This window comes from Arthrobacter sp. YA7-1 (assembly GCF_025960325.1).
Lineage (GTDB): Bacteria > Actinomycetota > Actinomycetes > Actinomycetales > Micrococcaceae > Arthrobacter > Arthrobacter bambusae_A.
On the sequence record NZ_CP110115.1, the window covers coordinates 84,164 to 95,810 of the forward strand.

At 64.1% G+C, this 11,647-nt stretch carries 11 protein-coding genes and 1 pseudogene; 11 read left to right on the plus strand and 1 reads right to left on the minus strand.

The genetic code is table 11. The features are described 5' to 3' along the window. Positions 1-46: 46 nt before the first annotated feature. The 10 genes from OIT41_RS20190 to OIT41_RS20235 all read left to right on the plus strand — a co-directional run bounded on the left by OIT41_RS20190 (position 47) and on the right by OIT41_RS20235 (position 9,938). Entirely contained in the window at positions 47-976 is a 930-nt protein-coding gene (locus tag OIT41_RS20190) for a carbohydrate ABC transporter permease (RefSeq protein WP_264638008.1), read from the plus strand. Beyond that, positions 973-1,803, plus strand: a complete 831-nt coding sequence (locus OIT41_RS20195; RefSeq protein WP_264638009.1) for a carbohydrate ABC transporter permease — start codon at positions 973-975, stop codon at positions 1,801-1,803. Before OIT41_RS20190 ends, OIT41_RS20195 begins: the two co-directional genes overlap by 4 nt. A 66-nt stretch (positions 1,804-1,869) precedes the next feature. Further along, positions 1,870-2,733 (plus strand): SDR family NAD(P)-dependent oxidoreductase, encoded by an 864-nt coding sequence (locus tag OIT41_RS20200; protein WP_264638010.1) that lies wholly within the window; start codon positions 1,870-1,872, stop codon positions 2,731-2,733. Further along, positions 2,730-3,899, plus strand: a complete 1,170-nt coding sequence (dgoD, locus tag OIT41_RS20205) for a galactonate dehydratase (protein WP_264638011.1) — start codon at positions 2,730-2,732, stop codon at positions 3,897-3,899. The genes OIT41_RS20200 and dgoD overlap by 4 nt, the downstream gene beginning before the upstream one ends. Beyond that, positions 3,893-4,816, plus strand: coding sequence for a dihydrodipicolinate synthase family protein (locus OIT41_RS20210; RefSeq protein WP_264638012.1), 924 nt, complete (start codon positions 3,893-3,895; stop codon positions 4,814-4,816). Before dgoD ends, OIT41_RS20210 begins: the two co-directional genes overlap by 7 nt. Then, entirely contained in the window at positions 4,813-5,685 is an 873-nt protein-coding gene (locus OIT41_RS20215; protein ID WP_264638013.1) for an SMP-30/gluconolactonase/LRE family protein, read from the plus strand. Before OIT41_RS20210 ends, OIT41_RS20215 begins: the two co-directional genes overlap by 4 nt. Positions 5,686-5,837: 152 nt before the next feature. Continuing rightward, positions 5,838-6,788, plus strand: coding sequence for a carbohydrate kinase family protein (locus tag OIT41_RS20220; RefSeq protein ID WP_264638014.1), 951 nt, complete (start codon positions 5,838-5,840; stop codon positions 6,786-6,788). Positions 6,789-6,831: 43 nt separating this feature from the next. Continuing rightward, entirely contained in the window at positions 6,832-7,650 is an 819-nt protein-coding gene (locus OIT41_RS20225; protein WP_264638015.1) for an aldolase, read from the plus strand. Between the two features lie 105 nt (positions 7,651-7,755). After that, complete coding sequence (locus tag OIT41_RS20230) at positions 7,756-9,189, plus strand: NAD-dependent succinate-semialdehyde dehydrogenase (protein WP_264638016.1); 1,434 nt, start codon at positions 7,756-7,758, stop codon at positions 9,187-9,189. A gap of 5 nt (positions 9,190-9,194) precedes the next feature. After that, the gene (locus OIT41_RS20235) at positions 9,195-9,938 is read left to right on the plus strand and encodes a sulfite exporter TauE/SafE family protein (protein WP_264638017.1); all 744 of its coding nucleotides are present in this window, start codon (positions 9,195-9,197) and stop codon (positions 9,936-9,938) included. 122 nt (positions 9,939-10,060) lie between these two features. Here OIT41_RS20235 and istB read toward each other — a convergent pair. Further along, positions 10,061-10,605: pseudogene (gene istB / locus OIT41_RS20240) on the minus strand (IS21-like element helper ATPase IstB); the annotation flags it as partial. Positions 10,606-10,881: 276 nt separating this feature from the next. On the opposite strand from istB, the gene OIT41_RS20245 reads away from it, so the two are divergent. After that, positions 10,882-11,034, plus strand: a complete 153-nt coding sequence (locus OIT41_RS20245; RefSeq protein WP_264638018.1) for a DUF3024 domain-containing protein — start codon at positions 10,882-10,884, stop codon at positions 11,032-11,034. The last annotated feature ends 613 nt before the right edge of the window (positions 11,035-11,647 follow it).

The window sequence follows — 11,647 nt, forward strand, 5'->3', positions numbered from 1 at the left end:
CCGGAGCCCCTCCCCCGAGAATCGATCATCCTAAGGAATCAGTCGCATGACTCAAGTTCTTGCCGCAGGAGCCGCTCAGGAAAAGCAAACCCGGCCCGCGCCGCGGCGCCGGCGACGCGGCGGTCTGGTCAACCTGCTGTACGCGCCCGCGCTGCTCCTGTTCGCTGTCTTCACCGTCTACCCGCTGCTGCGGGGTGTGGGCTTGTCCTTCACCAACTGGGATGGCTACAGCCCAGACCAGGCGTTCGTCGGCATGGCCAACTACCTGCGGCTTCTCACAGATTCCACGTTCCACGCTGTCCTGCTCAACACCCTCATCTACGGTGTGGGCAGCACGATCATCCAGCAGATCCTGGGGCTGGCCCTCGCGGTGGCTTTGGACCGTCCGACACGGAGCCGGAGCGTCGCCAGAGCCATCATCTATCTGCCGGTACTGGTATCTCCGGTGATCATGGGCACGATGTACTATCTGCTGTTCCAATACAACGACGGGACCTTCAACGACATCATGGTTGCCCTGGGCGGCCCGCGCACCGCATGGCTCAGCAACCCCGGAGTGGCGACCGCCATCATTGTAGTGGTGAACAGCCTCCAGTTCACCGGAATCTCGATGATCATCTACCTGGCCGGGCTCCAGTCCATCCCCGGCGAGTATTACGAAGCCTCCAGCCTGGACGGAGCGACCGGGTGGAAGCAATTCACCAACATCACCGTTCCGCTCCTGCAGCCTGCTTTCGCCGCCAGCATCGTGCTGAACCTGATCGGCGGCCTGAAGCTCTTCGACGTCATCAAGGTCCTGACCGCCGGCGGCCCAGGCTATTCCACCAATTCGGTCTCGACGCTCATCAGCGTCGCGTACTTTGATGACCAGACAGCAGGGTACGCCTCCGCCATGGGAGTGGTCTTGTTTGCCCTGATCATCGTGGTCAGTCTCAGCGTCAACGCAGCACTGAACCGCCGCCGGCTGGAGGCATGATGCAACTCACCAAGAAACGTCTCGCGGTCGCAGCCGCAGGAGCGGCTCTGCTCCTGATGGTCATCGTTCAGCTCCTTCCCTTCTGGGTGGCACTGACCACGGCGCTGAAACCGGTGACCGACCTGTCCCCGCAAATGTTCCTGCCTACGGAGATCTACCTCGGCAACTTCGCCACCGCCCTGGAGGACGGCAATATCCTCCAGGCCGTGCTGAACAGCGTCCTGGTCACGGGCGTGTCCACGCTGCTGGTCTGTTTCCTTGGCGCTCTGGCCGCCTACCCCCTGGCCCGCCGACTCACCCGGCTAAACAAGGGGGTCATGCTGTTCATCCTCAGCCTGCTGATGATCCCGCCCTTGAGCATCATGGTCCCCCTCTATTCCATGCTGACCCAGCTTCACGGCGTGAACACGTATTGGGGAATCATTCTGGTCATGGTCACCGGTCACCTTCCGCTGAGCGTCTTCCTGTATGCGTCCTTCCTGCGCAATGTTCCCGTGTCCCTCGAGGAGGCTGCGACCATCGACGGCGCAAACCTGATGCAGACCCTGTTGCGGATCGTGTTCCCGTTGCTCAAGCCGGTCAGTGCCACGGTGGCGATCCTGGCAGGGGTATCCATCTGGAACGACTACTCCCTCTCCGTGTTCATCCTCACAGACCCGGCTGTCCGTACCATCGCACCGGCCGTGGGGACCTTTTTCTCCCAGGAAAGCAGCAACCTGGGAGCAGCGGCCGCCGCTTCCTTGATGGCCTTGGCGCCGGTACTGATCGCCTACTTGTTCCTCCAGAAGTTCTTCATGAAAGGTATGGTCGCCGGTGCTGAAAAGTAATCCGCCCCGTAAAACTTCCCCACATGGACGCGGTCCGGAGCCGCGCGCCCTGACGGAGCGTGGCTGATGGACAACCCGGGCAAACGAACCCGTTCCGCTCTCGTCACCGGGGGCGCGGCAGGCATCGGCAGGGCCGTCGTTGAACGCCTCTGCCGAGACGGCTGGGCCGTCTCGTTCGCCGACATTGACCGGGCTGCAGGTACAGAGGTCGCCCGGATCATCACAGCGCAAGGCGGCACATGCCGGTTCCATCACATCGACCTGGCCGACCGGGCTCAGCGCGGATCACTCGTCAGCTCGGTGGCCCAGGAGTGGGGCGGCATCGATCTGCTCGTCAACAACGCCGCAGTGGTGGGCAAACGCCTCAGCCTCCTGGAGCTTACCGAGGAAGACTGGGATTCGGTCATCGAAACGAACCTCACGGCCACCGCCTTCCTCAGCCGGGACGCCGCCAGGAAGATGGCGGAGGCCGGGAACGGCGTCATCATCAACATGGCCACCATTCAGGAACGCCTGCCCCTGCCGACCCACGTGTCCTATGTCTCCAGCAAAGGCGGCATATCGGCGCTGACCCGTTCACAGGCCATCGAACTCGGGCCGTTCGGGATCCGCGTGAATGCCGTCGTGCCCGGGGTGATCCAGACCGAAGGCATGGCTGGAGAACGACTGCACGTTGGCCTGCAGTCCGAACCGGGCATTGAAACGCCTCCGACGCTTCTGCCTCGAACCGGCCGACCAGAGGACGTCGCAGCGGCGGTGGCTTTCCTGGCCTCCGAGGACGCCTCATTCATCACCGGCTCGACAATCACGGTCGACGGCGGCCGGAGCCTGAGCCGCAAGACAGACCAGCTCGCAGCCGGGCTGTTCAACCGCTCCTCCGCCGACCGGAACCAGTCCCGCCCTGCAAGTCCAGAAGGAGCCCTCCAGTGAGCGCCGACCAGATCCTGTCCGTTACATGCCACCCCGTGGCCCCGCGCTGGTTGTTCATCCGGCTCGAAACACGCCAGGGGCTTGTCGGCTGGGGCGAGGCCATCGTTCCCAAGCGCGCCCGCGCCGTCGCCGGCGCCGTGGCGGACCTCGCCGACAACATCGCCGGCTCCGACCCGGACCGCATCGAGGAACTGATCCTGAGGATGCGCAATGGAGGGTTCTTCCGGGACGGTTCCGTCCTGGCTGCCGCTGCCGCGGGCATCGAACAAGCCCTGTGGGATGTCAAGGGCCACCGGTACGGGCTCCCGGTGTACGAATTCCTCGGCGGTGCCGTCCGGGACCGCACCCGGCTGTACGCGTGGATCGGCGGCGACCGCCCACGCGGCGTCGTCGAGCATGTGCACCAGCGCATCAGCCAAGGCTTCACGATGGTGAAAATGAACGCCACCGAAGAACTGGACTTCATTGACACCCGGCCCCGGATCTCAGAGGTCATCGGTCGGGTCGGGGCCATCCGGGATGCGGTCGGCGACCAGGTCGAGATCGCACTGGACTTCCACGGACGCGTACACCGGGCCATGGTCAAGGTCCTGATCCGCGAGCTCGAGCCCTTCCACCTGGCCTGGATCGAGGAACCGGTGGCCCCCGGCTTTGAAAGCGAACTTGTCCACCTGATCTCCCCCGACTGCTCCATCCCCATCGCCACCGGAGAACGGCTGACCCACAGGACAGATTTCCGCACCCTCCTGCAGCAAGGAGTCGTGGACATCATCCAGCCCGACGTTTCGCTGACAGGAATCTTCGAACTGGCGAAAATCGGCCACATGGCCCAGGCCTACGACGTCGCCGTGGCACCACACTGCCCCAACGGCCCCATCTCCCTGGCAGCTTCCCTCCAGGTCGGATTCGCCGCCAGCAACGTCGTCGTTCAGGAACAAAGCGTCGGCCTGCACTACAACCAAGGGTATGGCGGCCTGCCCGCAGCAGAGATGTTCGACTACCTCTCCGACCCGGCACCCCTGACACCCGTCGACGGGCACTTGGCCCTGACCACCGGCCCGGGCCTGGGGATCACGGTCGACGAGGCGGCGGTCAAGGACTCCCCCGGCTGGTCGCTGCGCGACCCGGACTGGCGCCACGCCGACGGGAGGATGGCCGAATGGTGACCGCACCACTTCCCGCAGGAGCCATGGTGGCCCTCGCCACGCCCGTCAACCCCGACGGCTCGCTCGATCCGGAGGGCTTGGAACGGTTGCTCGGCCATGTCGTGGCCGGCGGGATTGCCGGAATATCCCCCTGCGGCTCCACCGGAGAAGGAGCACGACTCACCGCCGACCAACGCCAGCGCGTCGCCCTGCAGGTCCTTGAACAGGCCCCCGGCCTGCCGGTGATCCCGGGCGTAGCCGCGACCTCACTGGGCGAGGCCCGACGCGAGCTTGACCTCCTCGGTGAGCTCGGCGCGACGGCGGCACTGGTAGCGCCGCCGTCGTACTTTCCCTCAACGGATGCCGAAACCGAGGACCTGTATGTCCGGCTCGCGGACGAATCCCCCATCCCCCTCGTCCTGTACAACATCCCCCAGTTCACCAAGGCACCGGTGCGCCCGTCCGTCGTCGGGCGTTTGATGCTCCACCCGAACATCATCGGCATTAAGGACAGCAGCCGCGACCTGGAATACCTGCAAAACGTGATCAGTGCCACCGCGGAGGCGAACCTGATCGGGGATTTCCGCATCTACACCGGGACAGACACGATGCTGGTCGCCAGCGCCCTGGCGGGGGCGGACGGGACCATCGCCGCCAGCGCCAACCTCGTTCCCCACTTGGGCGTGCGCATCCTGGAACTTGTCTCCACGGACCTGCCGCAAGCATTGGAGCTGCAAAGGGAACTGGGAATCATAGTGGCCGCCTGCCGGAAGGGAAGTCCGCCCGCAGGATGGAAGGCAGCTCTGTCCCTGTCAGGCATTTGCGACCGCACCCTCGTCCCCCCCGCCAAGGGCCTATCCGAAGACCAAGTCGAGGAAATGTGGCGCAAGCTGCAGCAGTCCGCCGTATTCGCCTCCGGCCTTGGGGGCCCCAGTTGAGCGAATCATTGGAGGTCGCCCTCGACGCACACGCCCTTCTGGGGGAATGCCCTGTGTGGGACGACCGGACCGAGACGCTGCTATGGGTGGACATCCACCGCAACGAAGTTCACCGCTTCTCACCATCCACCGGGAGCGACCAGCGCGTCCTCCTCGAAGCAACACCCGGCGCCGTCGCCCTCCGGGCCGGGGGCGGCCTCGTTGCAGCCGTCGGCATGGGCTTCGGCGAGCTTGACCAAGACTCCATGGTCTACACCGAGTGGCAACGGGTAGCCCGCGGAGACCGGATGAACGACGGCGCTTGCGACCCGGCCGGCCGGTTCCTGGCCGGAACCCTCACCGAAGCACAAATCCCTGGGGCGGCATCGCTGTTCGCCCTTGATCCAGTCTCCCGGCAGGTGCGCGAAATACTCCCTGGAGTGACCCTCTCGAACGGGCTCGCGTGGAACCGGGACGGGACCACCCTCTACTTCGTGGACACGGTGCTGGAACGGATTGACGCCTTCGACTACGACGTCGGCACCGCACGCCTCAGTGCACGGCGCACCGTGGTGAACCTTCAGGATGCCGCCGGTCGCCCGGACGGGCTGTGCATCGATTCGGAAGGCAACCTCTGGGTAGCCATGGCCCAGGGCCGGATGATCCGTTGCTACGGCACCAACGGTCGGTTGCTGCATCTCGTGCGGGTGCCGTCGCCGATCGTGACCAGCTGCACTTTCGGCGGCCCGGGACTCGCGGACCTCTACATCACGACCGGCGAATGGCCCGCCTCCACGGACCAACTCCGCCGCTATCCGCACGCCGGCGCCGTTTTCCGGTTGGCCGGCACCGGATCCCACGGTCTCCCGGCACACCGCTTCGCAGGTTGAACAAACCGCCACTGCTGATCCTTGCCGCGGTAGATGGGGCCAGACAGCCTGGCAGAAATGAATGCCAGACTCTCAACAGTTTATGTTGATATTCGCACATGCACTGTGATATTTCTTACTTACCGTACCTATCGACTCCACGAGGGGATCCAATGAAAACACCAACGTCAGACGGGTTGCCGCTTCTGGTGTTCATTGGAACCGCGACGACGGACACCGTCGCCCTCGTCGAAGATTACCCGGAGCAGGACAGCCGGACGGTGGCCGAGGATCTGGTCATCGCCGGCGGCGGCCCTGCCGCCACCGCAGCGGTCGCCGCGGCTCGAACCGGTGCACGGACGGCTTTCATCGGAACTGTCGGGACCGACAGCGACGGGGAACGCATCGTTGCTGACCTTGAAGCCGAGGGCATCGACGTCAGCGCCGTCACCCGCTCAACAAGCCATCCATCCGGGGCCAGCATCGTGGTGGTCGCCCGGACCGGCAGCAGCCGTTCCATCATCACCCGTCCCGGCCCGCCCTTGGACCTGACCCGGGATGCTGCCCACGCCCTGATGTCCAAAGCAGCATGGATCCACGCCGATCACATGGGCTGGCCCGCCCTGGCAGGCCGCAAAGACATCGAAAGATCCTTCAGGCTTAGCGTGGACGGAGGCAACCCCATTCCCGGTTTCACACCGGACGGCGTTGATCTCTACGTCCCGACCATCGAACAGTTGGCGAAGACCTTTCGGGAAAAACCTTCTTCCGATCCAGACGTACTCCTTCGCTCGGCCCGGAACGCAGGCGCCCGGACGGTCGTGGCCACCGGAGGCCGCCACGGCAGTTGGGGCCTCGGGCCAGACGGCGCAATGGTTCACGTCCCCGCCTTCGCATCGAGCATCCGCTCGACCCTCGGCGCAGGGGACGTCTTCCACGGCGTCCTGCTTGCCTCCCTTGCGGCCGGACACAGCCTGCCGGAAGCGATGCAGGACGCGAGCGAGGCGGCGGCGAAGTCCTGCGAAGCTCTGGACGGACGTTCGGGAATACCGCGCCGTACTCACCCGCCCGTCTTCCAGTCAGAGCCGGCCAGCGGACAGCCGGGAGCAAGCCGTGCTGGATAATTCACGCCTAACTCAACTGCAGCGGCCATCAGGGGCCTTCGCGATGCTGGCAATCGACCAGCGCGAAGCGTTGCGGAACATGCTGGCCGACCACCGGCAGCGGACCATCACCAATCAGGAAGTGCAGGCCTTCAAACTCCAGGCTGCGCGCACACTGACCCCCTTCGCGTCAGCTGTGCTGATCGACAAGCAATTCGCCCTCGACGAAGCCATCGACCAAGGAGCCGTTTCGCCCGGCTGCGCACTGATCGCGGCGGCAGACCATTTCGAGAGCGCCCACGGCGAACTTGTCGGGCGGACACACATCGACCCCACTGTGAACCCGGCCAAATACGCCGCGCTCGGCGTCAAGGCCTTGAAGCTCCTGGTCATTTACCGGCCCGATGAAGAACCCGACCACCGCGTGTCAATGGTCCAATCGTTTGTGCGCGGATGCCGGGAGGCCGGACTGATCAGCATCATCGAACCCATCTCGCGCAAGCCCCTCGCCGGGACCGATTTCGACCGGGACGCCGGCATCATCCAAGCCGCCGCCGAACTCGGCAATCTTGGAGCCGACCTATACAAAGCGGAAGTCCCCTACCACGGCCAGGCACGCGAGACCGAAATCCGGAGCGCCTGCGCCCGGCTCACCGACCTGATCGCCAGCCCATGGGTAGTGCTCTCCTCCGGCGTTCCCGAACACCTCTTCCCGAGCGCCGTCCAATGGGCTTGCGCGGAAGGCGCCTCGGGCTTCCTCGCCGGCCGCGCAGTGTGGGCATCCTGCCTGGCACAGCCAGACGTCACGCATTCACTCGCGACCGACGCCGTCGACCGACTGAAACGGCTCTGCGAGATCGTGGACCAAGCCGTGCACGTCTGACCCGACGCCCCCACGGACACTCATTTTGCATTCAGCACACTCCGGACCGAGGCAGGGACCTGATCGTCCGCGATCAATGCCGCCACACCCAAAAGAAGGAACACCATGATCTACGCCAACCAATTGATTGAGGGACGCTGGGAACCGGCCGACAACGCGAAGCCCGTCATCGATCCGGGGGACGGTTCCCAGGTCGGGGAAGTCGCATGGGGTGACGCGATGGACGCCGACCGAGCAGCAGATTCCGCGGCCAAAGCCTTTGACTCATGGTCACAGACCACAGCCCGGAAACGGGCCGATATTCTCAGGGACGCCGCCGCCCTTCTGGCCGAACGCCGGAACTCCCTCTCCCTCGTCCTTGCCCGCGAGGCGGGGAAGAGGCTCCCCGAGGCACAAGGAGAAATCGACTTTTCCGTCGAATACCTCCGTTGGTTTTCCGAAGAAGCGCGCCGATCAAACGGCACCGTGCTCGCCCCCGAAGCCGACGGCCGCCACCACCTCTCAATCCGCCGCCCCTCAGGCGTCGCGCTCAGCCTGACACCCTGGAATTTCCCGGTTTCCATCCAGGCCCGCAAACTGGCGCCGATGCTTGCCGCGGGCTGCACAGTCGTAGGCCGTGTCGCCGAGAAAGCCCCGTTGGCTGCCACCGAACTGTTCCGCGTCCTCGTCGACGCCGGCGTACCGGCCGGAGTACTGAACCTCGTCCACGGACCCTCAAGGGAAATCACCGCCACCCTGCTGGACCATCCTGCAACACGTGTCGTCAGCTTCACAGGGTCCACCCACGTCGGCGCAGCCGTCATGGCCCAAGCCTCCAAACGCATCGTCCGGCCCCTGCTCGAACTGGGCGGCAACGCTCCCTTTATCGTTTTCGACGACGCTGACCTGGATGACGCCATCGAGGGCGCCATCCTGGGCCGGCTAAGGAACACCGGCCAGTCCTGCGTGGCCGCGAACAGATTCCTTATCCACGAAAGCGTGGCCGAAGAATTCGGCACACGCCTGGCCGCCAGATTCGACTCGCTCAGCATCGGCCACGGCGTTCCGTCCGACGGCAAAAACATGCCGGACCTCGGACCGATGATCGACACAGGCAGGGTGGCGGAGGTCCAGGACCTGGTAAACGACGCTCTCGAGAGAGGAGGGAGGCTTCTCACCGCAGACCGGCAGGTCCCCACAACCGGCGCCTACATTGCTCCTTCCCTCGTAGCCGATGTCCCGCAGGACGCCCGGCTGGCAAAAGAGGAAGTGTTCGGACCGGCAGCAGGAATATTCACCTTCGGCAGCGACGACGAAGCCCTCGCAATGGCCAATTCAACAGAAATGGGGCTCGCAGCCTACGTCTGGACCGCCAACGCGGCTCGCGCATGGAAGTTTGGCGAGTTCCTTGAAGCAGGAATTGTAGGCATCAACGACCCACTGCCGTCCGTCGCATTCGCGCCGATGGGCGGAGTCAAACAGTCCGGCCTCGGCCGCGAGGGTGCGTCCGTCGGTCTCGAGGAATTCCAGGACACCCGCTATCTCGCCTGGCGTCCCTGACCGCCGTGACCGGAACGCTTCTCATCCTCGCGGTGCTCATGGGATCCGCGATGCAAAGGCTCACCGGACTCGGTTTCGCACTTGTGGCTGCCCCGTTTCTTGTCCTGCTTATCGGGCCTGTCAACGGAGTGATACTTGTCAACATCTGCGGGGCCGTGACCTCGGCGTCGGTCCTGGTCAGGGTCTTCAGGCACGTGCAATGGCGCAAATACGCCGTCCTCGCACCCTCCGCGCTGATCGGAATCATTCCCGGCGCGGTAATCGTCCACTACGTGCCGGGAGCGTGGCTCGAACTGTCCGTCGGGGCGTTGGTCATACTGAGCCTCACGATCGGTCTCACACTCCGTTCACCCCGCCGGCGCAATGGCCTCCCGCCGCTCGTACTCGCCGGATCCGTGAGCGGTCTCATGAACACCACCGCCGGCGTCGGCGGACCCGCCCTCAGCGTCTACGCGATCATGACCCGCTGGGAGCAAATCCCGTTCGCCGCCACCATGCAGCCCTACTTCCTGACAATCGGAATAACCTCCGTCACCGCAAAACTCCTCGCCCAACCATCCTCGATGCCACAACTGCCGCCATGGATATGGGTCTCAATGGCCGGCGCCATCGTCCTCGGACTCTTCGCGGGCGAAGCCCTCGCCAAACGAATGCCTGCGAAATCGGCGAGACGGCTCATGGTTCTCCTCGCCTACATCGGATCCATCGCCGCAGCAGCCCGAGGCATCTGGGAGCTCCTCGGGCTCTGACACGCGCCCACGATACCAATGCTTGAAGCTTGAAGCTTATGGATCCACAGTTGACAACATGGCATTGCACACTCCACCGGCCGCAACTGAACTCTGACCGCGGGAGACGAGATACCCAGGCAGGAGTCGCCGGTCAGTGTAATGACTTCGGCATGATGGACGAGGCGGTCGATCATTGCGGCTGCAATGACGTCGTCGGAGAAGATCTCGCCCCACCGAAGGGCATGTTTGAAGTCGCCAAAAGGGAGCCTTGTTCATAGCGGGCAGCGACCAGCTGGAAGAACAGGTTGGCCGCGTCGTGATCGAAGGCCAGGTAGCCGATTTCATCAATCACCAAAAGCCGGTAGCGTCGTAGGCGTTTAAGTTCCTGCGCGAGCCGGCCGCTGTTATTGGCCGTGGTGAGACGGCTGGTCCAGTTGGTCGCGGTATCGAACAAGACCGGGAAGCCGGCCTGGGGCGCCTTGACCCCGAGGCCGATCGCCAGGTGGGTTTTGCCGACCCCCGGCGGGCCGAGCAGCACCAAGTTCTCGGCCTTGCCAATCCACGTCGTCGTCGAGAAATGCGCCAGGATGTCCCGGCGCAGCGAGGGCTGGTGGTTGAACTTCTCCAGCGTTCTGACTTGCAGGAAGTAGGCCCCGCCGATGCGCTGCGCCGTGCCGTGGGCTTGGAACTGATCACCGTTAACTTGTTTGGACCTCCCGGGTTTGAATCGGGCCCACTCCGTGCTGCTTCTGAGATCATCGTGGGTATGGTTTCTTCCGGATTGCCCGAGCTCGATGTTGCCCGCGCCCGCCGCTGGTGCGCTGAACGGGTGCCCGCCAGATTCAGGGATGAGATGCGCGTGGAGTGCGATGTCGCTACCCGTCACATCACGATTCTTGAATGCCGCCCGTCCTGGGATGAGACCGGGGAAACGCAGTGGTCTCGGTTCCCCATAGCGCGGATGTGTTTCACCAAGAAAACAGGCCTGTGGACCTTGTTCTGGCGAGACCGGCATCTGAAGTTCCATCAATACCGGTTCCTCGCTCCGAACCCGAACCTTCAGGTCCTCCTGGATCATGTGGATGGAAGCGGAGATCCCATTTTCTGGGGATAGCAGCCATCAGGACATTCATCCCGGAGCTGCTCGACTTTCGGAGGGGCAAGCCGGCCTGGCTCATCTCCAAAGGAAATCTCCGCCCACTTCTCCGACGAGCCAAGATCGACATGAAATCCGGATTCGACGCCCCGCAGATCCAGCCAATGGATCCTTTGACAAGACACTCTGGCCGTAGCGTTTGAGGCACCCTCACCGGTCAGTTCACCGGACTGGTCATACGGGACGGCCGCGGCCCGGTGCCTCAGGAGGACCGGTCAGCGTCAGTGCTGTCCGGTGGAGGACCGGCTAACGGGACAGACTGGGCCGGCGGGTGTTCGAGGAATCTTTGTGGTTAATGGATGGTGCCATTGCTCCGGAAGCATTACTCGGCGGGAGGCGAGACGTGGATACTGTTCCGCGGCGCGGGCCTGGCTTGGTTGCCAGGTAGGCATGACAGGCACAGAATGAACCCACAACTGCTGCTAGGGGGACCACACATGTCGGGTAGGGGAGCATCACTGGCGCTGGGCCTGCTGGGAATCCTTGCCGGCCTCGCACTGCAGCTGCTCATAGGCGCGAGCTTGAACGCTCTAGGACTGTTCCTCATTGCTCTGGCCACTACATTGGCCCT